Origin of the sequence: Streptomyces daqingensis (genome assembly GCF_014645895.1) — a bacterium.
GTDB classification, from domain to species: Bacteria; Actinomycetota; Actinomycetes; order Streptomycetales; family Streptomycetaceae; genus Streptomyces; species Streptomyces daqingensis.
This window is the reverse complement of the sequence record NZ_BMMP01000022.1, coordinates 35,492-59,618: the sequence shown is the minus strand read 5'-3', so window position 1 is coordinate 59,618 and position 24,127 is coordinate 35,492. Positions and strand designations below refer to the sequence as shown.

20 protein-coding genes and 4 tRNA genes are annotated in these 24,127 nt (G+C 72.2%); 16 read left to right on the top strand and 8 right to left on the bottom strand.

What is annotated here, in order from left to right:
- Positions 1 to 35: 35 nt before the first annotated feature.
- Positions 36 to 1,436, top strand: a complete 1,401-nt coding sequence (locus IEY56_RS25460; protein WP_229712195.1) for an FG-GAP-like repeat-containing protein — start codon at positions 36 to 38, stop codon at positions 1,434 to 1,436.
- Between the two features lie 245 nt (positions 1,437 to 1,681).
- Here IEY56_RS25460 and IEY56_RS25455 read toward each other — a convergent pair whose 3' ends face one another.
- The 4 genes from IEY56_RS25455 to IEY56_RS25440 form a co-directional block, all read right to left on the bottom strand.
- Positions 1,682 to 2,071, bottom strand: coding sequence for a peptidoglycan-binding domain-containing protein (locus IEY56_RS25455; RefSeq protein WP_189039611.1), 390 nt, complete (start codon positions 2,069 to 2,071; stop codon positions 1,682 to 1,684).
- A gap of 275 nt (positions 2,072 to 2,346) precedes the next feature.
- Positions 2,347 to 3,777 (bottom strand): lipase family protein, encoded by a 1,431-nt coding sequence (locus tag IEY56_RS25450; RefSeq protein ID WP_189039610.1) that lies wholly within the window; start codon positions 3,775 to 3,777, stop codon positions 2,347 to 2,349.
- A 303-nt stretch (positions 3,778 to 4,080) separates the two neighbouring features.
- On the bottom strand, positions 4,081 to 4,329 hold the full coding sequence (locus IEY56_RS25445; RefSeq protein WP_189039609.1) for a WhiB family transcriptional regulator: 249 nt from the start codon (positions 4,327 to 4,329) through the stop codon (positions 4,081 to 4,083).
- 351 nt (positions 4,330 to 4,680) lie between these two features.
- Positions 4,681 to 5,562, bottom strand: a complete 882-nt coding sequence (locus tag IEY56_RS25440) for an endonuclease/exonuclease/phosphatase family protein (protein WP_189039608.1) — start codon at positions 5,560 to 5,562, stop codon at positions 4,681 to 4,683.
- A 606-nt stretch (positions 5,563 to 6,168) separates the two neighbouring features.
- Between IEY56_RS25440 and IEY56_RS25435 the strand changes: the two genes are divergently transcribed.
- Positions 6,169 to 7,263 carry a cation diffusion facilitator family transporter gene (locus tag IEY56_RS25435; protein WP_189039607.1) on the top strand — a complete coding sequence of 365 codons (1,095 nt, stop codon included), beginning with the start codon at positions 6,169 to 6,171 and terminating at the stop codon, positions 7,261 to 7,263.
- Positions 7,264 to 7,909: 646 nt separating this feature from the next.
- Here the strand turns inward: IEY56_RS25435 and IEY56_RS25430 are convergent.
- From IEY56_RS25430 to IEY56_RS25415, 4 genes are all read right to left on the bottom strand, one after another.
- Positions 7,910 to 7,983, bottom strand: a tRNA-Phe gene (locus IEY56_RS25430).
- Between the two features lie 4 nt (positions 7,984 to 7,987).
- A tRNA-Asp gene (locus IEY56_RS25425) sits at positions 7,988 to 8,062 on the bottom strand.
- Between the two features lie 39 nt (positions 8,063 to 8,101).
- Positions 8,102 to 8,174, bottom strand: a tRNA-Glu gene (locus tag IEY56_RS25420).
- Positions 8,175 to 8,354: 180 nt separating this feature from the next.
- Complete coding sequence (locus IEY56_RS25415) at positions 8,355 to 9,992, bottom strand: metallophosphoesterase family protein (protein ID WP_189039606.1); 1,638 nt, start codon at positions 9,990 to 9,992, stop codon at positions 8,355 to 8,357.
- 103 nt (positions 9,993 to 10,095) lie between these two features.
- On the opposite strand from IEY56_RS25415, the gene IEY56_RS25410 reads away from it, so the two are divergent.
- The 14 genes from IEY56_RS25410 (at position 10,096) to IEY56_RS25345 (ending at position 23,822) form a co-directional block, all read left to right on the top strand.
- Positions 10,096 to 10,458 (top strand): metallopeptidase family protein, encoded by a 363-nt coding sequence (locus IEY56_RS25410; protein ID WP_189039635.1) that lies wholly within the window; start codon positions 10,096 to 10,098, stop codon positions 10,456 to 10,458.
- Positions 10,455 to 11,057 carry a fluoride efflux transporter FluC gene (locus IEY56_RS25405; protein WP_189039605.1) on the top strand — a complete coding sequence of 201 codons (603 nt, stop codon included), beginning with the start codon at positions 10,455 to 10,457 and terminating at the stop codon, positions 11,055 to 11,057. The genes IEY56_RS25410 and IEY56_RS25405 overlap by 4 nt, the downstream gene beginning before the upstream one ends.
- A complete protein-coding gene (crcB, locus tag IEY56_RS25400) occupies positions 11,054 to 11,428 on the top strand; it encodes a fluoride efflux transporter CrcB (RefSeq protein ID WP_189039604.1) in 375 nt (124 codons plus the stop codon). The genes IEY56_RS25405 and crcB overlap by 4 nt, the downstream gene beginning before the upstream one ends.
- Before the next feature lie 917 nt (positions 11,429 to 12,345).
- On the top strand, positions 12,346 to 14,187 hold the full coding sequence (locus IEY56_RS25395; protein ID WP_189039603.1) for a DEAD/DEAH box helicase: 1,842 nt from the start codon (positions 12,346 to 12,348) through the stop codon (positions 14,185 to 14,187).
- Between the two features lie 66 nt (positions 14,188 to 14,253).
- Positions 14,254 to 14,326 (top strand) — tRNA-Lys (locus IEY56_RS25390).
- Positions 14,327 to 14,519: 193 nt separating this feature from the next.
- Positions 14,520 to 14,834, top strand: a complete 315-nt coding sequence (locus IEY56_RS25385; protein ID WP_189039602.1) for a DUF4333 domain-containing protein — start codon at positions 14,520 to 14,522, stop codon at positions 14,832 to 14,834.
- A 422-nt stretch (positions 14,835 to 15,256) separates the two neighbouring features.
- The gene (locus IEY56_RS25380; RefSeq protein ID WP_189039601.1) at positions 15,257 to 16,276 is read left to right on the top strand and encodes a YbaB/EbfC family nucleoid-associated protein; all 1,020 of its coding nucleotides are present in this window, start codon (positions 15,257 to 15,259) and stop codon (positions 16,274 to 16,276) included.
- Positions 16,277 to 16,300: 24 nt separating this feature from the next.
- A complete protein-coding gene (locus IEY56_RS25375; RefSeq protein ID WP_189039600.1) occupies positions 16,301 to 16,603 on the top strand; it encodes a type VII secretion target in 303 nt (100 codons plus the stop codon).
- An 18-nt stretch (positions 16,604 to 16,621) separates the two neighbouring features.
- The gene (locus IEY56_RS25370; protein ID WP_189039599.1) at positions 16,622 to 17,356 is read left to right on the top strand and encodes a hypothetical protein; all 735 of its coding nucleotides are present in this window, start codon (positions 16,622 to 16,624) and stop codon (positions 17,354 to 17,356) included.
- Positions 17,357 to 17,489: 133 nt separating this feature from the next.
- Positions 17,490 to 17,813, top strand: coding sequence for a hypothetical protein (locus IEY56_RS25365; protein WP_189039598.1), 324 nt, complete (start codon positions 17,490 to 17,492; stop codon positions 17,811 to 17,813).
- Positions 17,814 to 18,039: 226 nt separating this feature from the next.
- The gene (locus IEY56_RS25360) at positions 18,040 to 18,798 is read left to right on the top strand and encodes a MerR family transcriptional regulator (RefSeq protein ID WP_189039597.1); all 759 of its coding nucleotides are present in this window, start codon (positions 18,040 to 18,042) and stop codon (positions 18,796 to 18,798) included.
- A 365-nt stretch (positions 18,799 to 19,163) separates the two neighbouring features.
- A complete protein-coding gene (locus tag IEY56_RS25355; RefSeq protein ID WP_189039596.1) occupies positions 19,164 to 20,630 on the top strand; it encodes an aldehyde dehydrogenase family protein in 1,467 nt (488 codons plus the stop codon).
- Positions 20,631 to 20,673: 43 nt separating this feature from the next.
- Complete coding sequence (locus tag IEY56_RS25350) at positions 20,674 to 22,332, top strand: GMC family oxidoreductase (RefSeq protein ID WP_189039595.1); 1,659 nt, start codon at positions 20,674 to 20,676, stop codon at positions 22,330 to 22,332.
- Positions 22,332 to 23,822: an APC family permease gene (locus IEY56_RS25345; RefSeq protein ID WP_229712194.1), complete on the top strand. Its 1,491-nt coding sequence runs from the start codon at positions 22,332 to 22,334 to the stop codon at positions 23,820 to 23,822. Before IEY56_RS25350 ends, IEY56_RS25345 begins: the two co-directional genes overlap by 1 nt.
- Positions 23,823 to 24,127: the final 305 nt, after the last annotated feature.

The following is a 24,127-nucleotide window of genomic DNA, read 5'->3' as shown; positions in this document are numbered from 1 at the left end:
CCGCCGCCGCAGCGTCCGCGGAGGGGGCCGGAACCGTGACCGCCGCGGCTGAAGCCCCCTCCGCGAAGTCCGTGCGGGAGGACTTCGACGGAGACGGCCACCAGGACGTCGCCACGGCCGCCTCCGAGGCGACCGTCTCCGGGCAGGCCAGGGCGGGCTACATCGTCGTCACGTACGGCACGGCGAAGGGGCTGGACCCCTCGTCGGCCACGCTCGTCAGCCAGAACACCGCGGGGGTCCCCGGCACGGCGGAGAGCGACGACCGCTTCGGCCAGAAGATCGTCGCCCGCGACCTCGACGGCGACGGCCTCACCGACCTCGCGGTGCGCAGCTCCGGCGAGTCGGTCGCCGCGACCAGCAGCTACGGCACCGTGACCGTCCTGTGGGGGCGCGCCGGCGGTCTCACCGGGCAGGGCGCCACGACGATCGAGGCGCCGGACGGGACGAGCGGCTGGGAGGTCGGCGACGACCTCGCGGCGGGCGACTTCGACGGCGACGGCGAGGCGGACCTCGTCATGCGCCACGGCGACGACTGGGAGTTCCGCTCCCTGCTGACCGGCCCGTTCACCCGCTCCGGCGAGCCCGCGGACGAGCAGCGGATCGACATGCACAGCACCGACAACTCGATCTCGTCCGTGGCCGCCGGCGACATGACGGGCGACGGGATCGACGACCTCGCCACGTTCTACTCCTGGCAGAACCACGCCGAGGGCGGCAAGTTCTGGCGCGGCACCGCCTCGGGCCTGTCCACGGACCCGGCTCCGCTGGACTCCGCCGACACGGCGGTCGTCGGCGACTTCGACAAGGACGGCAAGGGCGACCTCGCGACCCGTACCGTCCCCGGCGGGATCACCGAGAACCTTCCCTACGACGCCGGCACGGTGAAGGTCTACTACGGGACGTCCAGCGGGCCGAGCACCACGCGCGTCAAGACGATCACGCAGAACACGTCCGGCGTTCCCGGAGTCAGCGAGAAGGGCGACCAGTTCGGCGCCCGGCTCGACGCGGGGGACGTCACCGGCGACGGCTACGCCGACCTGGCGGTGGGGGTGCCCTTCGAAGCCCTCGGGACGAAGCCCGCGGCGGGCGCGGTGGTGCTGCTCAAGGGCCGCTCCGGCGGGCTGAGCGGCACCGGCGCGCAGGCCTTCCACCAGGACACGTCGAAGATCCCCGGCGTCGCGGAGGCCGGCGACCGGTTCGGGGGTGCCGTGCACCTGCTCGACGTCGACGGCGACTCGCGGGACGAACTCGCCGTCGCCGCGCCGGAGGAGAACGGCACCGGCGCCGTCTGGTCGCTGCGCGGGACCACTTCCGGCCTGACCGCGGCGGGTTCGCTCGCCTTCAACCCCGTCGACCTGCAACTGCCCGCTCCGGGCGCCCGGTTCGGGTCCGGCTTCGCCAACGAGAACGGCACGTACCTCTACCCGCCGGACTGACGAGCTCGGCCGGCCGGGTCTTGCCGTCCCAGCACCCGGCCGGCCGGTCACGGCCTGAGCGATGCGCGGCTGCGGTGCCCGCGTATCGCTCAGGCCTCACTCACGGCGCCGGTCGCGCACGGCCCGGGGCGCACGTGGCCCGCGTACCGCCCGGGCCGGCTCATGGGGCCCGACTCATGGAGCCCGCGTACAGCCACGGTCTCCCTCACGTGACGGGCCCGCGCGACCCTTGCTCACCGGCGGTCTCAGCAGACGCGGCCGCTGTTGACGAACCGCTCCATCGCGGACCACGTCGTCGCCCCCACGACTCCGTTCGACGGGAGGCCGGCGCAGCGCTGGAACTGACCGACGCGGATCTCGGTCTTCTGGTCGAAGGTGCCGCTGACCTCGATGATGTCGTCGATGATCAAGGTGTGCAGCAGGTAGCACTGCGCCTGCTTGACGGCGGGGCCGGTGTCTCCCAGCTGGAGGGCGGGTGTCGCGGTCGAGTAGTGGCAGGGGTTCGCGGCCTCGCCGGCCGGTGCCTCCTGCGCGTGCGCGGTGCCGGCGCCGGCCGCGCCGATCGTGAGGGCCAGCACGGCGGTCGCCGCGGCCGAGGCCGCCCTCGCCACGGATCTGGGACGTCTGAGCTTCATCGGTTCCTCTCAGGGTCACGGAACCCGGCGCGGCGGACGTACCGCGGCGGACGTACCGGAGTTCGTCCCCGGTGACGTCCGGCGCGCCGGAAGGACGCCCAAGTGTCCTGTGCGCATGGTCAGTTGACCAGAGGGTGATCAGCAGCGCGGCCTGTCGCCCGGTCCTGCGCCGCATGCGGCACGTCTGCGGAACCTCGTATCCCGCACGTCGGATGCAGCTCGGGAGACGGGCGCGGGTGCCGCGCACCGGGCCGGGTCACTGCCGCCGGAGCCGGTCACCGCCTGCCGGGCAGGGTCGCGCAGCCGGAGGCCGCCGCGTCGCCCGAGAGGCGGTCGGTCAGCCACGAGACGGCCTTGCCCTGGTCCGTGATGAGGGGGACGAGGTGGTTGGTGAGGAGCTTGTCGCCGAGATTCGGCAGCTCGATCCCCTCGTACGTGACGTTCGCGCCCTGGCGGCACCAGTCCACGGCCAGCCGGCGGGCCTGCTCGTGGGGGACGATGTCGTCCTGGACGCCGGTCGCCACCCGCACGGGACCCGCGGGCCTGCGGTCGCCGACGCGCTGGTCGTCGAGGACGGCACGCGCCTCCGGCTCGGCGGCGATGATCTCGCCGAGGGACTTGCCGCTCTCCGTCCACTTGCCGCTCTGCGTGAAGCCGTAGCGGAAGATCGCGTCGCCGACGCACATGGTGGAGATGTCCCTCAGCGCGTCGCGGCCGGTGGCGTTGACGTTGGCGTCGACGATGTCGCGCACGTCGGCGTCGGACTGGGCGAAGCCGTTGACCGACCAGCCCAGCGCTCCCGCCAGGGCGCTGCCGTCGATGCCCTTCATGACCTCGGTCAGGTCGGCCGGCGGCGCACCCGAGTAGGTTCCCGCCAGCTCGATCTCGGGGGCGTAAGCGGGCTGGAGTTCCGCCGCCGCGGCGCTCGCTCCGCCGCCCTGGCTGTACCCGTACAGCCCGACGCGCGACCCGGGCGTGACCGACGCTCCGGGCACCGAGCGTGCGGCGCGTGCGGCGTCGAGCAGAGCGTGTGCCTGGTCGACGCGGTTGACGTACGTGTGGAGCCGGTCGGTCGCGCCGAGCCCGGCGTAGTCGGTCACCACGACCGCCGCGCCCTTGGAGAGGAGCCGGTAGATCGCCAGGTCCTCGTACGCGACGGAGACGGTCTGGCCGTTCAGGGTCAGCGGATGCTGCAGCGCCAGCGAGGGCGCGCACTGGTCTCCCTGCCCCATGGTGCCCGACGCCAGAGCCACGAGCGGCCGCGGACCGTCGCCCTTCCACTCGGCCGACGGCTCGATGTACGCGCCGCTCACCGCGACCGGACTCCCGTCGGAATCCGTGGACTTGTACATCAGCCGGGTCGCCGTCCCTGGCATCGGGCGGCCGTCCAGACCGGGCAGGGAGAGTCCGAGCGGCAGCGGCTCGTGGCGGAACAACTCGCCGTTGCGGTCCGGGAGTTCGGAAGGCGGGTTGTAGAACTCGGGGATGGTCACTCCCCGGGAGACGACGGACTCGGATCCCTCGGCGGCGGAGGCGGGCACGGCGCAGAGAGACGCACAGGCCGCCGCGGCGACGGCGAGTCCCCAGACCCGTACACCGCCTGCGCGCCGGCGTACACGGGGGAGACGGCCGGGGCCGGAGCCCCCGCGGGCCCCCGGACGCGCGGTGCCGCGGACGGAACACGAACGGGTGCTCTCGGGGCTCATCGCTCACTCCTCGCTGCGCTCCGGTGGGATGCGCGCAAGCTAGCAGCGAGCCCTTACCGCAAGTAACCCTGCGGTAAGTTACGCGTTGGTAAAGGCTTGTTCCTTCGCGTCCTCCGCGTCCTCCGCCTCGCCGAGCGCGGCCCCTTCGGGGACGGGGCGCTGGAGCGTCCCTCGCCGTCCGCCCGGCGACGGGCGCCCGCCGGCGAAGCGCCTCCGTCCGTCAGCCGACGCGCGTCCGCCCGGCGGCGCCCTGCTCGGGAGCGGACCTCGCTCTGCGGGGCGCCGCCGGCGGAGGGGTGCGCGTCACTGGCTCACCCGGCGAGCGGCCCTGCGGTTGCGGCGCCTGAGGGCCTGCCGTTCGGTCTCGGAGAGCCCGCCCCACACTCCGTAGTGCTGGTCGGCACCCGCTTCCAGGCACTGCTCGATGACCGGGCAGCGACGGCAGACCGCCTTCGCCTCCTCGGCCTGCAGAACGGCCGGCCCGGTGGTGCCGATCGGGAAGAACAGCTCGGGGTCCTCGTCACGGCAGGCGGCGTCCAGCATCCAGTCCACGGGTCTTCTCCTTACAGTCGATTCGCTTTGCTTCTTCACGTACGGGGCTCGTGGCCCGGACCCCGAGGCCGCCTCGTGGCCGGGCCCCGGCGAATGGCCCCGCGGGCGGGCCCGTTGAGGGGCACGGTCGGTGCGGGCGCGTGCGCCGCAAGACCGTGAGGCCCGGGAGGGGGCGGGTCGTACCTGAGGCCGAACTGAGGTCCGTGACCCGGAACTTCCGGCTTCCGGCCGGCGGCCTCCGACTTCCGGCGTCCGGCCTCCGAGTCCGGTCCCTCCGAGTTCCGGCCTCCGGGCACTGCATTCCGGGTGCCCGCTTCCGGACGTTTCAGCGGGGCAGATGCGGAATCCGGCTCACGCCGCTCCGGCAGATCTCCCGGAGCGCGAGTGGCCGGCGGACCCGGACCGTCGAGTGCGCGGGGGCAGGGTCAACTCGGCGAAGACGCCGTAGTGGTCGCTGGCCTGCGTGCCCGCGACGGGCTCCACGAGCACTCTGCGGCAGTCCGTGACGCGCAGCCTCGGCGGCCCGTCGCGGTCGCAGCGCACCATCACGTAGTCGATCCGGCGAGGCGGTTCCTCCTCCGAACAACCTTCTGCGGCAAGGACGTTGTCCCGGGGCGAGAACGTGTGCCCCGGCTCGGACGGGTAGAGCGCGTCCCACGCGTCGCGGTAGGCCACGCTGACGCCCTCCAGGGACTGCCGGCCCGTCCAGAACCTGATGCTCGCGGAATCCGGCTCTGCGTCGAAGTCGCCGAGCAGTACCACGTGCTGGTCGTCCCCGGCGAAGCCCTCGACGAGCCGGGCGCACTCCACGGCCTGCAGTTCGCGTTCACGTTCGCAGCCGTAGGGCCAGCTCGGCTTGTGGTGGGCGACCACGAAGGTGCCCAGCGGTTCGGGCGCGTGGATCTCCGCGACCACCACGCCGCACCAGGGCGTCTGCTTGGTCCTCTCCGTGACCTTCAGATCGGCGGAGCGGACTTCGCCCACGGGCCAGCGGCTCGCCAGCGCGGCGCCGACGCCGTCCTCGCCCCAGCGCGGATGGGCGGCGATGTGCCAGCCGCCTCCGAGCAGGTCCTCCACGTCGTCGATCCCGGCCTCGCTCCCCACCTCCTGCAGGGCGACGAGGTCAGGCTGCAACGCCCGGATGCCCTCCCGGATCACACCCCGCCGGTGCGCTCCGTCGGCTTGCCGAAGATCCAGGACGTTCATCGTCGTCACGCGAAGCTGATCGGTCATGTGTACCCAAGTCGTTCGGTGCCCGGCGGAGTTCGCGTTACCCGGCACGCACCGTCGGCAGTCAGTCCGGCGGTTCCGCACACCCGGGTTCACTCACGCCGGTACCCCCGAACAACGGCCTGATGCATACGCCCACCGACCGAACCGCGCACGGGCTGCGGAAACAGACGACCGCGCACCCGCGGAGGGCCTCGTCGGCGGTCACGGCGAACCGCCACTCATGCCTCCGGCGAACGCGCAGTCTGCGCCCTCCACGCCCTCCGCGCGAGCCGCCCTGCTCGGCCGGGGGTGCCCCAAGACGCCCAGGGGCGCGGCCAGTTGCAGGTGTGGCGGCCCTCCATGGGCCGGGTCCCGCGGGCTGCCGAGCCGGAACCCGGCCCGTACCGCCTCAGCGAAGCCCACGCCCGCCTCACATGAGGGATTGACGCCGGCCGGGGCACGCGTCCTCGATGACCGGCCCGCGACCGGCGCCGGGTACGGCCCGCCGCTCCGTCCCCGGTCAGAAGTTTGATACCCCCTGAGGGTAATTGCGAATGAATCGCAGCTGGTCAGAGTAGGTATGACGGCTATGGCTGCAATGGGTTCCTTGTGCCACGGTGGTCGGTCATGGAGGGGATACAGCACGACCACATCACTGACCGCGACGACGATCACAAGCAGGGACACGGGTCCCGGACAGCAAGACTTCGGCATCGGCTGGCGCACGTCTTCACGCCGCACAGTCACGAGTCCACCGACAAGGTGGACGCGGCGATGGAGACCTCCCGCGAGGGGATGCGCACGCTGTGGATATCCGTCGCCATCCTCGGCCTCACCACTGTGATCCAAGCGGTCATCGTCGCCGTGTCAGGCTCGGTCGCTCTGCTCGGCGACACGATCCACAACGCTGCGGACGCGCTGACCGCCGTGCCGCTGGCCATCGCATTCCTGCTCGGGCGGCGAGCGGCCAACAGCCGCTACACCTACGGCTACGGCCGTGCCGAGGACCTCGCCGGCATCCTCATCGTCGCCACCATCGCCGCCTCCGCGGTCCTCGCCGCATGGGCAGCGCTGGACCGGCTGCTCCACCCCCGCGACATCACCCACCTGTGGGCAGTCGCCGCCGCGGCCCTGACGGGATTCCTGGGCAACGAGTGGGTCGCCCGCTACCGCATCCGCACCGGGCGGCGGATCGGTTCAGCAGCCCTGGTCGCCGATGGACTGCATGCCCGCACCGACGGTTTCACGTCCCTCGCCGTCCTCCTCGGCGCCGGCGGCGCCGCCCTCGGCTGGCGGTACGCGGACCCGGTCATCGGCCTGCTCATCACCGCCGCCATCCTGTTCGTCCTCAAGGACGCGGCACGAGAGGTGTACCGGCGCCTGATGGACTCTGTCGACCCCCACCTGGTCGAGCGAGCCGAGTACGCCCTGCGTGACGTCGACGGCGTGCGAGGTGTGGGCCAGGTGCGGATGCGCTGGATAGGTCACGCCCTGCGCGCGGAGGCGGACATCGTCGTCGACCCGCACCTGACAGTCGTGACCGCGCACCGGCTGGCCGTCGAGGCCGAACACGCCCTGATCCACGCCGTGCCCCGGCTGACCGCCGCGACCGTGCACACCGACCACACCCCCGCCGGCAGCGACCCGCACGCGCCCCTCAGGCACCACAGCACGGAGGGACTGACGGGTCGCCGCAGGCGCAGCGACGACCTGGTGGGCTGACTCGACTCCGGCCCCGCACACCCGAGTTGAACGTGCAGGGCCACGAGTCCCTTCAGACCTGCCCTCGCCACCAAGGGACGTCCGGGTTGTCGTACTGAATGTTCCTGGCTCTCGTAAGGATCTTGTCGTCAAGAGGCCGCACGAGCGCGCGCAGTTCGCGTGCGCTCTTCCTCGGCAGGGCGTGAAGCACTGCTTCGAGGTGATCGCGGGCGAGGCCGGGATCGCAGCCGCATTCGGGGATTCCGCAGCGAGTCGCCGTAAACGGGTCTGCGACTCGCCGGAGTGGGCCGTGGGCCAGAGTTCGCCAGTGCCGGAACGCCCGGGCCGTCGCCCCGGGGCAGAAGCGGACCCGTTCGAGTCGGCGCAGCGCGGCTGCGCACGATCCTGAGAGGCGGTCGACGGACGGCTGGCGACGACGGCCGCGGACACGTTCGGGACGATCGCCGCGCACGGCGGAGGGGCGCCTACGCGGCATAGCCCTTTCGGTAGTCGGTCATGCGGCCAACGTACAACGCGGGCCGTTGACCTCGGCGGCAGAAAGGACAGTCGTCTTGGGCGGCGGAGAGCTGTCAGCCTGTGTTGTCACAGGCAGCAGAACGCCCCCTCCGGTAACCCTGGAGGGGGCGTTCTCGCTGTTCAACTGCGGTGGCTGGGGCCGGGGTCGAACCGGCGACCTTCCGCTTTTCAGGCGGACGCTCGTACCAACTGAGCTACCCAGCCGCAGCGGTCCTGACGGGATTTGAACCCGCGGCCTCCACCTTGACAGGGTGGCGAGCACTCCAAACTGCTCCACAGGACCAAGCATCGTGCGAGCACAAGTCTCGCACAGGGTGGTGCGTGCCCCCAACGGGATTCGAACCCGTGCTACCGCCTTGAAAGGGCGGCGTCCTGGGCCACTAGACGATGAGGGCTGATGGCCCACCTGGGCGCTTCCTGTACGTCAGCGCGTCGGGGACGTGAGAAGCATATGGGATAGCGGGAGCGTTCGCCAAAACGGTTACGGGGAGTTGGCCGGGGCAGCGCCTCCGCAGCCTCCTGGGGCCCCTCCGCCCCCGGCCTCGATCCTCCTGGGCCGCTCCGGCCCTCGTCCGTCAGTCCTCCTCCGGGCCGCCCGAGCGGGACGCCCCCGGCGAGCCCGAGGGGCTGGTGGAGCCGGAGGGGCTGGGGGAGTCCGAGGGGCTGGGGGAGGCCGGTGTGCCGGGCTCGCCGTCCTCCGCGAGGTGCCTGGTGACTTCCGCGGTGGACAGGCCGAGCCCGCCGAGGGTGATCTCGTCCCAGGCCTGCAGCTCGCCGTCGTCGCGGTCCAGGTAGAGGACGGACGCCGAGACCTTCTGCGGTACCTCCTTCTCGACGGCGCGCAGGCCGCCGCCGCCCGTCGAACCTTCGATCATCAGCCGGGTGTCGCGCCGGAGGATCTCGTTGCTGCGCTGGTGGGTGTGGCCGGCGAGGGCGAGGGGGGCGAGGCCGTCGGCCTGCTTGACGAGCACGGGGTTGTGGGAGATCGCGATGTCGACGGGGGTGCCCGCCGCCTTCTGGGCGCGCAGCGCCGCCGCCAGTTTCCGGCCCTCCTCGCGCTCCTTCGGGTCGCCCTCCGGCCGTACGGAGCGGTCGGGTGTGAACTGCGGGTCGCCCCAGCCCGCGAGGCGCAGCCCGGCGATGTTGTACGGCACGCCGTCCTCGAGCACGTGGACGTTGCTGCCCTTCTCCTCCGCCATGTCCTCCAGCGCCTTCTGCGTGGTGTCGGAGTCGTGGTTGCCGCGGACCCACACGTAGGGGGCGCCGAGGTCGCGTACGGGCTCCAGGAAGCCGTTCTCGGCGGACGTGCCGTGGTCCATGGTGTCGCCGGTGTCGATGATCGCGTCGATGTCGTACTGCTCGACCAGCGACTTGATGATCTCCCAGGCGGCGGGATTGAGGTGGATGTCGGAGACGTGCAGGACGCGGGTGGTGGAAGGGTCGGGCTGGTAGGCGGGGAGGGTGGACGTCGCCTCGTAGAGCTTCGTGACGTTGGAGACGAGGCGGGCCAGTTCCCGCTGGTAGATGTCGAAGTCGCTGACGATGCTGCGGGCGTTGCCGACGACGGAGGGGGCGCTGGCGAGGAGTCCCGAGAACTTGGGTTCGAGTACGGATTTCGGGTTCCACGTCGCGAAGGCGGTCGCACCGGAGACCGCGAACAGCGCGAGGGCGAGGCCCCCGGCCGCCAGGGCGCGGCGGGGGCGCCGGTAGACGGCGAGTCCCAGGGCGCAGGCGCCGACGACCGCGGCGGCGGTGGCGCGCAGGGCGAGGTCGGCGGTGCCGGAGCGCACGTCCGAGGTGATCTCGCTTTCGAGGCCCTCCAGGCGTTCGGGGTGGTCGACGAGGGCGGTGGCGCGCTCCTGGTCGAGCTGGTCGACGTCGACGTCGAGGCGGAGCGGCGCGTAGTGGCTGCGCAGTTCGAGGGCGCCGAGCGGGGAGACGTTGACCTTCGTGCCGCCGGTGAGGGACGGGCGCAGCGTCATCTTGGTGTCCATGGGCCCGACGGGCGCGTCCACGCTGCCGACGATCAGCAGACCCAGCCAGGCGCCGAAGAAGGCGACCGCGGCGAGTCCGAGGGCGCGTGTGAGCGGGCGCGGCGTGCTGGTGAGGGTGAGGGCGGTGGTCGTCGAGCGCTTCCGGCCGCCCGGGAGGGCGCGGCGCACCCATTGCGGCAGTCGGTGCGGTTTGCGGGGCTTGCTGACGTCACGGCCCATGAGGCCCCCTATGCCCGTCCGTCGCGCCGCCTATGCGGGAAGGGGCGGGACGGCCACGGGGGAGGCCGTGCGCGGAGGGGAACGGGTGGCCGACAATGGCCGGGTGCTGGAGATGACGCGGGAGGACTTCGAGGAGCTGGTGGCCGAGGCGCTCGACCGCATTCCGCCGGAGCTGACGAGGCTGATGGACAACGTCGCGGTCTTCGTCGAGGACGAGCCGCCGCCCGAGGACCCGGAGCTGCTGGGCCTGTACGAGGGGACGCCGCTGACGGAGCGGGGCGAGTGGTACGCGGGTGTGCTGCCGGACCGGATCACGGTCTACCGCGGTCCGACGCTGCGGATGGTCGAGGCGGAGGACGGGGGCCGGGACGGCGTCGTCACCGAGGTCGAGGTGACGGTCGTGCACGAGATCGCGCACCACTTCGGCATCGACGACGAGCGGCTGCACGAACTGGGATACGGGTGACCGGGAGTGGGCGCGGCGCGGGCGGTCCCGACGGCCCGGGCGGTCCCGGCGGCCGGGGCGGCGCTCCGGACCCGCGGGGCGAGGCGGTCGACCCCGACGTCGATCTGCATGTGCCCGCCCAGCGGGCCGAGACGCGGGGCCGCCACGGGCTGACCGTCGTCGCCGTCATCGGCGCGGGCGGTGCCCTGGGCGCGCTCGCCCGGCACGCGATGCAGGTGTGGCTGCCGTCGGGCGGGGGCGAGACCGGCTTCCCGTGGGGGGTCTTCTCCGTCAACCTGCTCGGCTGCGCGCTGATCGGAGTGCTGATGGCGCTGGTCGGCGAAGGGGGCCGGGAGGAGCGTGCGCACGCCCTCGCGCGGCCCTTCCTGGGGGTGGGCGTCCTCGGCGGCTTCACCACGTTCTCGACGTACGCGGCCGACGTGGCGCTCCTGCTGGAGGCCGGGCGCCCCGGTGTGGCGGTGGCGTACCTCGGCGGCACCGTGCTGGGCGCCGTGGCCGCCGTGTGGGCCGGTGCGTCGGCTGCGCGTGCGGCGCTGGCGCCGGGGCGCGGGAGCGGCCCGGGCGGGCGCCGCCCGGACGTGGGCGGGGGCGTGCGGTGAACTGGCTGCTCGTGGCCGTGGGCGGCGCTGTGGGCGCGCCGCTGCGCTACCTGACGGACCGGGCCGTCCAGATCCGGCACGACTCGCTCTTTCCGTGGGGGACCTTCACCGTCAACGTCGCGGGCAGCCTCCTGATGGGCCTGCTGACGGGGGCGGCGGTCTCCGGTGCCGCCGGGCCGCAGGTGACGGCGCTGCTGGGCACCGGGCTGTGCGGGGCGCTCACGACGTACTCGACGTTCTCGTACGAGACGCTGCGGCTGGCCGAGAAGGGCCGCGGCCTGCAGGCGGCCGCGAACGTGGCCGGTTCGCTCGCCGCCGGCCTGGCCGCCGTCTTCCTGGGGCTGGCGCTCGGGCGCGGACTGGCGGCGTGACCCTTTGGCGGAAGAGGGAGTTGGGCACGGCGTCCCGTCCCGTGCCCAGGAGGTACCGCCGTGCGCCGTCGTGCGTCATCGTCTCCGTCTTCGCCGCCCGGGGGTTCCGGTGACGCGGTGGTCCCGCGGTTCCCGGCGGCCCCGCTGCTCCGTGACGGCCGCGTGGGCCGTGAGGGCCGCGGCGGTCACGCCGCAGCGCGCGGAGTGCTCGCCGGGGCCGTGGTGGCGGCCGTGCTCTCATGCGCCACGGGCTGCATGACCGTCAACGGCTCCGAGGCGGAGGGCACTTCGCCCGGCGGCCGGGCACGCCCGGCCGGGTCCGGTGCGGCGGGCGCGGACGGTGCCTCAGGTGCCGGTGAGGGCCGCGAGGGCGGCGACCGTCCGGGCAGCGGAGGCGGCCGGGACGGCAAGGGGGACCGCACGTCCGGCGGGCACGGCGCCGGCCGCGGTGCCGGCGGGAAGGACGGGCACCGGGGAGGCCCGTCGAAGGAGGCGGGACCGCGGGGCTCCGGGGGGACCGGGGGCGGCGGCTCCGCCCCCGAGGAGGGGCGGCCCCCGTCGCGTCCCAAGTCCCCGGCTCCGCCCCGCACTTCGCGTCCCCGTCCGCCCGCCCCGCCGGCGACGAGTGTGCCGAAGCCCACTCCGACGCCGCCCGGGCCCGAGCCGACGTCGCCCACGCCGCCGACCAGCGGATAAGGGACCGTGGGAGGGGTCCGGCCCCTCCCGGCCGTCATTTGCGCAGCGACCCGCAGGGTGCGTATGCTGGTTGATCGTTTGATCCCATTTGCCCGGCGCCCTTGAAGAGCGCGCCGCGTGGCGCGTTTCTCTTAGCCGTGGCTGACCGCATAGAGGCGGTCGTTTGCGAATTCACGGAGTCTGGGCGCGTGCTGCTGAACTCCGGAAGGTTCGCATTTCGCATGTCTGTTGCTTCTATCGACGCTCTCCTGCCCGAGGACGAGGAGACCGTCACCTTCGCCGATCTCGGACTCCCCGAGGCGGTCGTGCGCAAGCTCGCGCAGAACGGTGTCACCACCCCCTTCCCCATCCAGGCCGCGACCATCCCGGACGCGCTGCGGGGCAAGGACATCCTCGGCCGAGGCCGTACCGGCTCCGGCAAGACCCTCTCGTTCGGCCTGCCGCTGCTCACGCAGCTCGCCGGCTCCCGCACGGAGCGCAAGCGTCCCCGCGGCGTCATCCTCACGCCGACGCGTGAGCTGGCCATGCAGGTCTCCGACGCGCTCCAGCCGTACGGCGACGTGCTCGGCCTGAAGCTGAAGGTCGTCTGCGGCGGCACGTCCATGCAGAACCAGATCACCGCGCTGGAGCGCGGCGTCGACATCCTCGTGGCGACGCCGGGCCGGCTGCGCGACCTGATCGGGCGCGGCTCGTGCTCGCTGGCGGACGTCGAGGTCGCGATCCTCGACGAGGCCGACCAGATGTCCGACCTGGGCTTCATGCCGGAGGTCACCGAGCTGATGGACCAGCTGCCCGAGGGCGGGCAGCGGATGCTCTTCTCCGCCACGATGGAGAAGGAGATCGACACGCTCGTCCGCCGCTACCTCCACAGCCCGGTGCTCCACGAGGTCGACGCGGCCCAGGGCGCGGTGACGACCATGAGCCACCACGTGCTCGTCGTGAAGCCGCGCGACAAGGCGCCCGTGACGTCCGCGATCGCCGCCCGCAAGGGCCGCACGATCATCTTCGTCCGCACGCAGCTCGGCGCGGACCGCGTCGCCGAGCAGCTGCGGGAGGGCGGCGTGGGCGCCGAGGCGCTCCACGGCGGGATGACGCAGGGTGCGCGCACGCGCACCATGGCCGACTTCAAGGACGGCAAGGTCAACGTGCTCGTCGCCACGGACGTCGCGGCGCGCGGCATCCACGTCGACAACATCGACCTGGTGCTGAACGTCGACCCGGCCGGCGACCACAAGGACTACCTGCACCGCTCCGGGCGCACGGCCCGCGCGGGCCTGTCGGGGACGGTCGTCTCGCTGGCCCTGCCGCACCAGCGCCGCCAGATCTTCCGGCTGATGGAGGACGCGGGCGTCGACGCCTCGCGGCACATCATCGGACGGGGCGACGTCTTCGACGAGGAAGTGACCCGCATCACGGGCGCCCGCTCGCTGACCGAGGTGCAGGCGGACGCCACCGCGAACGCGGCCAAGCAGGCCGAGCGCGACGCGGCGAAGCTCACCCGGCAGCTGGAGCGTGCGCAGAAGCGCGCCGCCGAACTCCGCGAGGAGGCCGAGCGGTTGACGGCGCGGGCAGCGCGCGAGCGCGGCGACGACCCCGATGAGGCGGTCGCCGAGGCCGCCGCGGCGCTGACCGCCGAGGTCGAGGCCGAGATCGCGAAGGAGCTGCGCAAGGAGCAGCGCCGCGAGGAGCGGGAGCTGCGCGAGCAGCGGGACCAGCGTCGTGACACCAAGCGCGACGACCACCGCGGCGGCGACCGTCCGTCGTTCAACCGCGACCGGGACAAGCGCGACGGCGACCGCGGCGGCGACCGCCCGTCGTTCAACCGCGGGCGCGACCGTGACCGGCGTGAGGGCGACCGCGGCGGGTTCCGCCGTGACGACCGGCCGTCGTACAACCGTGACCGGCGGGAGGGCGACCGTGGCGGGTTCCGCCGCGACGACCGCCGTCCGGGCTCGCACAGCCGCGACGACAGGCGCCCCTACGCCCGGCGCGACGACCACCGCGGCGGCGGCCGTTCCTTCGACCGCCGCACGGACAAGCCGCGTTGGAAGCGCAACGGCTGACACCTCCCCAGCACGAAGGCCAATGCCTTCGAAGCCCGGCGGTCCGCCGGGCTATGCTGCGGGGGCGGGCCGTTAGCTCAATTGGCAGAGCAGTGGACTTTTAATCCATTGGTTGTGGGTTCGAGTCCCACACGGCCTACCGGTCGGTCGCCGCACCGACGTCTTTCCCGGCCCTGGCCGGCGGTGTCTCCGCCGGTCAGGGCTTTGCCGTGCCGGGCCTCGGAGCTGTGAAGACCCGCAGGACCGCTGTCGGGGGCTGTTAGACACATCCTGACGAACGTCGCCTTTCCGGCCCTCGCGGCCCCACAGCCCTGAAACGGAGCCAAAACCCCATGCTCAAGTCCCTTTCTTCCGCTGTCACTTGGGGTCTGGCCGCCGCCGCGGCAGCCGGCGCGCTTCTGACGGGCTGTTCGTCGGAGGCGAAGCTGCCCAAGGACGAGTTGGGGGACACGGTGGCCGAGAAGCTCGCCGCGCAGACGGGGCAGCCGAAGCCGGACGTCTCCTGCCCGGAGGACCTCGCCGGCAAGGTCGGGACGACGACGCGCTGCAAGCTCACCGCGAGCGACGGCACCAGCCTCGGCGTGACCGTCAAGGTCACCTCCGTCGACGGCGACAAGATCAACTACAGCATCAAGGCCGACCAGTAAGTTCCCTGCCGCAGCCCCGGGGTCCGCTCTCCGAGCCCCGGGGCTGAAACGTGCCGGAGCACAGGGGGAGTTGGAGCGCGGAGAGGTTGCGCCGGGGATCGGGTCTTCGTCGTCCCCGGCCCCCTTGACGTCTCTTCCCTGGTGTCGTTCCCGTCGCCGGGGCGCGAACCGCCGTCCACGGTCCGTCCGTTCGTCCGTCGCTCGTCCATCAGCCCCGCCCCCATCCCCCTCCAACCCTGACCGTCCGTCCCGGGCGGACACGGCGCACACCTGTGCCGATCGGCGGCTTTTCGAGGTGAATGCCCATCAGTCGGAAGCGTTCGAGGACGCCGGGGATTGACAGAAGCCAGCGTTCCGGACGAGGGTTCTGGCGCCGTCGCCTGCAGCAGGCTGCGGGGCGGCCAAGACGAGGGGGACACGGGATGGCCGACGAGATCCTGGCAGCGCTGCGCAATTTCCAGCAGTACACCGCTGGGCTGCAGGGGCTCCTGCAGGAGGTTCAGCAGGGCATGCCCCCCGGCGCGGAGGGACGCGACGCGGGCGGCGCGGTGACGGTCCGGCTGGGAGGCGACGGACTGCCGGAGACGGTGACGTTCGCGCGGGACTGGCCCCAGAAATGCGAGCCCGAGGCCCTGGGCAACGCGGTCACCGAGGCTTACGGCGCTGCGATGAGCGCGTCCATGGCCGCCATGCAGCAGGCGATGGAAGGCATGGACCTGCAGGGCCGCGCGGAAGAGATGCGGCAGGAGATGGAGCGCGGCGACGCCGCTGCACCCCGCTCGTCCGCGTCCGGCCGCCCCGCGGGCGCGGGCCCGTTCGGAGGCGATCCGGGTGCGCCCGGCCAGGCCCCCGGCGGCGACCCCGGTGCCCCGAGCTGGAGCGGCGGCGACCCGGGCGCTCCCGGTCAGCCCCCCGGCGGTGACCCGGGCGCCCCGAGCTGGGCACCAGGCGGCGCCGGCCCCATGGGCCCCCCGGTGCCCTCGGGCCCGCCAGGCCCCCCGGTTCCGGGAGCTCCCGGCAGCGGACCGGGCGAGGACCCGGCCCCCATCGACGTCCCGGGCCGCGACCTGCGGTTCGTCGTCCCCCGTCCCATCGGCGAGGTCGCCGAGGAGATGATGAACGCCCTCGACTCGGTGTCGGGTCTGAACCTGGACTCCCTCGCGGACGCGCAGGTGGAGGGGAAGGACTCAGGGCACAGGGTCACCGTCGTTCTGAGCAAGGGGAGCTTCAACTCGTGCCGCGTGGACGCCTCTTGGGCGCGGGGCAAGTCGTCCGTCGCGCTCGGGCAGGCCGTCGAGGCGGCGCTGTCCGACGGCCGTGCGGCACTGGCCCGGCAGGAGGAGTCCGCCGGGACGGCCACGCAGGACCGTCAGCTTGACGGGCTCCTCGACGAGGCACTGGCCATCCTCCGCGACCCCAAGCGCTTCAGCGGCGGACTCTGACTCATCCTGACAGGAGCACTGACCATGGCACCCACTCTGAAGACGGTCACCGACGCGTTGCGCAGCGAGGCGCGCATGTGGGACCGGCAGGCCGAGACGATGAAGGGCGTCCACAACACGATCGAGGGACTGCGCCTCACACGGCTCGAGGCAGGCATGTTCCAAGTGCTGTTCTCGGCTTACGAGAAGGCGGTCGACCAGCTCTCCGCCCGCTGCAACGAGGGAAGCGAGCGGATGGGCGAGATCGCGGACGCGCTCGTCAAGAACGCGACGGCGTACGACAACAGAGAGGCGGACACGACCGCCTCCATCGAGGGCGCCTACTAAGGCGGAACGGGGAACCGGATGTCATTCAGCTCGGCTCAGTACCAGGCCACCATCGACAAGCTCGTCAAGGGCACCGAGGACCTGGCAGCGAAGCTCAAGGACGTCGGCCCGAAGGCCGAGTCCACCGCCAACAAGTGGTATGTCCCGAAGCCCATCGCGGACGCCCTGATCTGGTGCGCGAACAAGCTCATCGAGGCGGGAAGCTGGCTGCTGAAGAAGATCGGCGAGGTGCTGGAGGGCGCGGCCGCCCCCATCACCTTCTTCTTCTACGCCGGCGACTGGCAGGGCGACGTGCGCGGCAAGGCGTCCACCGTGACGGGTGAGACGGCCGCCGACGCCCTGAAGGCCCCCGACAAGTGGGAGGGCGACGCGGGCACCGCCTACAGCAAGGCGGTCAAGGACCAGACCACGGCCGCCACGTCGATCGAGACCAGCGCCGACAAGATCGCCACGGCCCTGACGTTCTCGGCGGTGGCGGGGCTCGCGTTCTACGTGGCCATCGGCGTCATCCTCGTCAAGTTCATCGCCGCCACGATCGCGGCGATCGCGGCGCTCGGCTCCGTCGTCTTCTCCTGGGCCGGGGCGGCCCTCATCGTGGAGGAGGCCGGCGTCAACTCGGCCCTCATCATCGCGGCCGTCACCACCCTCACCGCCGCGCTCGGCACGCAGGCCCAGCAGATGGCCGTCGTCCAGGGCGAGGCGCAGGACAACTCGGCGTTCCCCGGCGGCAAGTGGCCCTCCGGCACCGCCTGAGCGCGGCCCCGCGGGACGGTGCGGCGAGCAGCCGGACCGTCCCGCCCGCACGGCCCCGGCCGCGCGTCTTTCCTGTACGTTCCCTCCCATCCCCTGAGAGAGCGGAGAGGTGAATCCCCTGTACGGTCCACGCGTGCTGCTGTGGTGCCTTGCACTCGGCGGTCTCTTCCTGATCTTCATCGCCCTGTCCCAGGAGCAACTCCCCCTGGCCTACGTGGGGTTCGTCCTCGTTGTCGTCTGCCCGGGAGTGGCCGAGGTGTACGCGCAGCGCAGGCGTCGCAGCGACTGGTTCGACCGGCAGTTCGCCTCGCAGGAGGAGTTCCTGCGATCCCTCGACACCGAGGGCCTGCGGCGCGTCCGGGACGACAAGGGGCTGGCCGTAGCGGTCCGCGAGCTGCGCCGCCAGCACCCCAAGCTCCCCCTGAAGACCGCTGCGGAGACCGTCAAGCAGCTCTGACCCCGCCCGGCAGTCCGGCGTGCGGCAGTGCCGCCGCCCGGCCGGGCTGCCGCGTGCCCGGGCGGCCGCGCGTGCCGTCCGAGCTCCCGGCCGCCGTGGCCGCGAGGGCTGCGGCGCTCCCGAACGGCACGTCCCGGCCCTCGCCATGCGCCCCTCGGAGAATTGCGCTTGCACCTCACGTCACGTGAGGGCTCATCGTGAAGTGCGTACCGAGAAGGGAGCGGAGATGAGCTGGTCCGTAGGACAGGTGGCCACGTTCGCCGGAGTGACCGTGCGCACGCTGCACCACTACGACGACGTGGGGCTGCTGGTGCCGAGCGAGCGCAGCCGTGCCGGGCACCGGCAGTACGGCGACGCGGACCTCGACAGGCTGCAGCAGATCCTGTTCTACCGGGAGCTCGGCTTTCCGCTCGACGAGGTGGCGGCCCTGCTCGACGACCCGGACACGGACCCGCAGGAGCACCTGCGGCGGCAGTACGCACTGCTGTCCGACCGGATCGAGAAGCTGCGGAAGATGGCCGCCGCCGTGGAGCACGCGATGGAGGCACGGAAGATGGGCATCAACCTCACGCCCGAGGAGAAGTTCGAGGTCTTCGGCGACTTCGACCCCGACCAGTACGCGGAGGAGGCGGAACGCCGCTGGGGCGACACGGACGCCTACCGGCAGTCCCAGCAGAAGACGGCGTCGTACACGAAGGAGGACTGGAAGCGGATCAACGAGGAGCAGGAGGAGTGGGGCCGCCGGTTCGTCGCCCAGATGGACAGCGGCGACGGCCCGGAGTCCGAGACGGCGATGGAGCTGGCCGAGGAGCACCGGCAGCAGATCTGCCGCTACCACTACGACTGCACCTACGAGATCCACACCTGCCTCGCGGAGATGTTCGTCGCCGACGAGCGCTTCACCGCGCACTTCGAGACGATCAAGCCGGGCATGGCGGAGTACCTGCGTTCCGCGATCCTCGCGAACGCGGCACGCCGCTCCTGATCCCGCCCGGCCGGCCAGGCCCGCGCGTGCGTCCCGCGGACGCCGTACGGCGGCGCCTGCCGGGCCCACGGCTCAGAGTCCACGGCTCAGCCCACGGCCGGGCCCCGTCACGCGCTGACGGGGCCCGGCCGCGCTCTGTGGATCGGCGGCACGCCCCGGGACCTGTCTTGCGCAGCTCCGCGGGCCGCGACCTGGCCGCGTGGAGCCGGGCGAAACGCCCTAGTCCACGCGGGTCAACATCCCTCACCCCCGGCCGCCTCCCACGGTGCGCCCCGTGGCTGGCGGCGGTGCGCCGCACGATGTTGGTGCCCGTCTGCCTGCTACGGGCGGGCTGTGGACGCCGCCGGAGAGTGAGGGGCATCGCGATGGCCGAGCTGTATATCGACGGTGAGTGGACGGGGGCCGTGTCCGGCGCGCGGCGCGAAGTCGTCAACCCCTTCGACTCGTCCGTCATCACGACCGTCGACGAGGCGGACGAGACGGACGTCGACCTCGCCGTACGGGCCGCGAAGCGGGCGTTCCAGCGGGCCGACTGGGCGTGGGCGCCCTCGCGGCGGCGCGCGGACGTGCTCTACCGCGTGCACGAGCTGCTGCTGCGCGACCTGGAGCAGCTGTCCCGTATGGAGACCCTCGACACGGGCAAGACGCTCGCCGAGTCGCGGCTCGACATCGAGGACATCGCGAACGCTTTCCGGTACTTCTCGGAGATCGTCGGCAAGGACGCCGGACGCGTCGTCGACGTGGGGCCGGACGTGCTCAGCAGGGTCGTCTACCAGCCCGTCGGGGTCTGCGCGCTGATCGCGCCGTGGAACTATCCGCTGCTGCAGGCGTCGTGGAAGATCGCGCCGGCGCTCGCCGCGGGGAACACCTTCGTCCTCAAGCCGAGTGAGACGACGCCGCTGACGACGATCGCGCTGATGGGGCTGCTCGCGGAGGCCGGTACGCCGCCGGGCGTCGCGAACCTCCTGCTCGGCGCGGGCGGCACTGTCGGCTCGGCCATGACCTCGCATCCCGAGGTCGACATGGTCTCGTTCACCGGAGGCCTCGCCACCGGCCGGAAGATCATGGAGAACGCGGCCTCCGGCGTGAAGAACATCGCGCTCGAACTGGGCGGCAAGAACCCCAACATCGTGTTCGACGACGCCGACTTCGACGCCGCGCTCGACTACGCCCTCGACGCCGCCTTCCTCCACTCCGGACAGGTCTGCTCGGCCGGTTCGCGGCTCCTCGTCCAGTACGGGATCCACGACCGCTTCCTCGCGGAGCTGGCCTCGCGGGCGGAGGCCGTACGCCTCGGCGACGGGCTCGAACCCCTCACCGAGAGCGGGCCGCTGAGCTCCGCCGAGCACCGGGCGAAGGTCGAGGCCTACTTCGAGATCGCCCGCATGGACGGAGCGCGGCTCGTCACCGGCGGGCGGCGTCCGGACGACCCCGAACTCTCCCGCGGCTTCTTCCTGTTGCCGACGGTGTACGCCGACTGCAAGTCCTCGATGCGCGTCGTGCAGGAGGAGATCTTCGGGCCGGTCGTGACCGTCGAGCGCTTCTACTCCGAGGAGGAGGCGGTGGAGCTGGCCAACGACACCCGCTACGGGCTGGCGGGAGGCGTGTGGACCAGCGACGCCGGCCGCGCCCAGCGGGTCGCCGAGAGGCTGCGGCACGGCACCGTCTGGATCAACGACTTCCACCCCTACGTCCCGCAGGCCGAGTGGGGCGGCTTCGGCCGCTCCGGCATCGGGCGGGAGCTGGGGCCGACGGGGCTGCGCGAGTACCAGGAGGCCAAGCACATCTACCAGAACCTCTCGCCCGCGCCGTCCGGCTGGTTCAAGGGATGAACGGCCACTTGGCTGCCACGCCCGGCCGGAGACGGGTGAACGTATGAGCGACGGAAGCAGGGACGACGAGCCTTACGACTACGTCATCGTGGGCGGCGGCACCGCCGGGTGCGTACTGGCCGCCCGGCTCAGCGAGGACCCGGACTGCCGGGTCTGCGTGGTGGAGGACGGCCCCAGCGACGTCGGCGACGAGCGGGTGCTGAGGCTGCGGAACTGGATCAACCTCCTCGAGACCGAGTACGACTACGGCTACACCACCGTCGAGCAGCCCCGCGGCAACTCCCACATCGTCCACTCGCGGGCGCGCGTCCTGGGCGGCTGCTCGTCCCACAACACCCTCATCAGCTTCGTGCCGTTCCCGCAGGACCTGCGGGAGTGGGTGGAGCTCGGCGCCGAGGGCTGGGACCCCGAGACGGTCCTGCCCTACCGGGCCCGGCTGCAGAACACGATCCAGCCCGTGGCGGAGAAGGACCGCAACGCCATCGCCCACGACTTCGTGACGGCCGCCGTCGACACCCTCGACGTCCCCGTCGTCGACGACTTCAACGCGCACCCCTTCACCGACGGCGCGGGCTTCTTCTCCCTCGCGTACGACCCCGCGACCGGCCACCGCTCCTCGGCGTCCGTGGCGTACCTGCATCCCGTCCTCACCCGGCCCAACCTGACGCTGAAGCTGGAGAGCCGCGCGTACCGGCTGATGCGGGCGGGGGACGGGCGGCTGACGAGGGTCCTGGTCCGTGGCGCGGACGGCACCGACGTCACGGTGCGGGCGGAACGTGAACTGCTGCTGTGCGCGGGGGCGGTGGACACGCCGCGGCTGCTGATGCTCTCCGGAATCGGTCCCGCCGGGCACCTGCGGGAGGTGGGCGTCGACGTGCTCGCCGACGTTCCCGGCGTGGGCGAGAACCTGCTGGACCACCCGGAGTCGGTCATCGTCTGGGAGACCGGGCCGCTGCCGCCCAACTCCGCGATGGACTCCGACGCGGGCCTCTTCGTACGGCGCGACCCCCGGGAGCCGGGCCCCGACCTGATGTTCCACTTCTACCAGGTGCCGTTCACGGCCAACACCGAGCGGCTGGGCTACCCGACGCCGCCGCACGGCGTCTGCATGACGCCCAACATCCCCAAGTCCCGGTCACGCGGCCGCATCTGGCTGCGCGGACCGGACCCCGGCACGCAACCCGCCCTGGATTTCCGCTACTTCACCGACCCCGAAGGCCACGACGAGCGCACCGTCGTCGACGGTCTGCGCATCGCGCGCGAGGTCGCCGCCACCGGGCCGCTCCGAGACTGGCTCGTGCGGGAGGTCGCTCCGGGCCCTGGGCTGACGACCGACGAGGAACTCTCCGAGTACGGGCGCCGCGCGGCCCACACCGTCTACCACCCCGCCGGCACCTGCCGGATGGGCGCGGACGGCGACCCGCTCGCCGTACTCGATCCGCAGCTGCGGCTGCGCGGAGAGCGCGGCGTCCGCGTGGTGGACGCCTCCGTCTTCCCGACGCTGCCGACCGTCAACCCCATGGTGACGGTGCTGCTGGCGGCGGAACGGGCCGTCGACCTCATCACCGGCCGTGCGGCCCCGCAGCGCGGGGGCGCGGGGGCGGACGGGCCGCCAGGATCACACCGGACGCCGGGGACGCCGGGGACGCCCGGGACGCACGGAACCGAGGGGACGCCGGGGACGCAGGGAATGGAGCGCTGATGACCGACGCCGGGACGCCTGCCACCGGAGGCGGAAACGGAGGAGCCGTTGGGCACGGCTCCGAGTTCCGCAAGGAGATGGGCCCCTGGGCCAATTTCGCCCTCGGATTCACCTACCTCTCGCCGGTCGTCAGCACCTACACGCTCTTCGCGACGTCGCTCGCGACCGGCGGCCCACCGATGATCTGGGCCTTCCTGCTGGCGGGCGCGGGTCAGTTCCTGGTGGCCCTCGTCTTCGGCGAAGTCGTCGCGCAGTACCCCATCGCAGGCGGCGTCTACCCGTGGGCGCGGCGGCTGTGGGGCATCCGCTGGGCGTGGATGACCGGCTGGGTCTACATGTGGGCGCTGCTGGTGACCATCACCTCGGTCGCCTACGGGGCCGGCCCCTACATCGCCATCCTGTTCGGCTTCGAACCGAGCGTGCACACGACGGTGTTGTGCACGGTGGTGCTCATCGTCGTCGCGGCCCTCATCAACTACGCGGGGACCAGGGCGCTTTCACAGGCCGCCGTCATCGGGTTCACCGCGGAGCTCGTCGGCGCGGTCGTCGTGGGCGTCTACCTGCTGGCCACGCACCGCTTCCACGGACTCGGCGTCGTCTTCGACGATTTCGGCACGTCCGGGAACGGCTCGTACCTGCCGGTCTTCCTCTCGGCGGCCATCATCGGCTTCTACCAGTACTACGGCTTCGAGGCGTGCGGGGACCTCGCCGAGGAGGTCGCACGTCCCGGCATCGTCATCCCCAAGGCGATGCGCAGGACCGTCTACGTCGGCGGTGCCGCCGCCACCTTCACCTGCCTGACGCTGCTGCTCGCCGTCTCCGACTACCAGGCGGTCATCGCCGGGAAGGACAGCGACCCGGTGGTGCGGGTGCTGTTCGACGCGCTGGGGGAGGTGGGCGCCAGGATGGTGATGGGCGTGGTGCTCATCTCGTTCCTGTCCTGCACGGTCAGCCTCCAGGCCGCGGCGGGACGGCTCATCTACTCCTACGCGCGGGACAAGATGATCGTCGGCCACCGGCTGCTGCGGTCCTTCTCGTACGCCCGCGCCGTGCCGCACAACGCCCTGCTGGTCGCCGCCGTCGTCCCGGCCGTCATCGCCTTCGGGTCGCTGATCTCCGAGGACGCCCTCACCAAGATCGTCTCGTTCGCCATCCTCGGCATCTACGGCGCCTTCCAGATGGTCGTCCTCGCGGCCTTGCGGGCCCGGCTGAAGGGGTGGCGGCCGAACGGCGAGTTCACGCTCGGCCGCTGGGGGCTGCTCATCAACGCCGCGGGACTGGCGTACGGCATCTTCGCCATCGTCAACATCTCCTGGGCGCGCAACCCGGACCAGCCCTGGTACGACAACTGGATCGTGCTGCTGTGCGGCGGAGTGGTCCTGGGCACGGGGTTGCTCTACATGTTCACCACGCACCACTACGGACGCGGGGACGCACCGGCCGGCGACGCCATCCCGGCACGCACGTCCGGCGGGACCTCCCGCCCCTGAACGTCCCGCCGCCCGACGTCCCGCCTGTGAAGGGCCCTGGTGCGGTGCGTCCTGAAGTAGCCGTCCCGGGGCCCGGCGGGGTTGTGCCGTGCGCGGCTCCCGTCGTGTACGGTCTCGCCAGTGCGGCGGCAACTGGCCGCCGTCGCACGCCGGTTGACGCGCGAGAAGGTGTTCCAGGTCCCGCTCGCCCCCGTCACCGGGCTTCCGGGCGATCGCAGGACCGGATCACGTGCCCGTGTGTCCCCGCGACGAGGCGGGGCAGACGTCGGCAGCGAACAGAAATCCGGGACGGGTTCCCGTGCAAC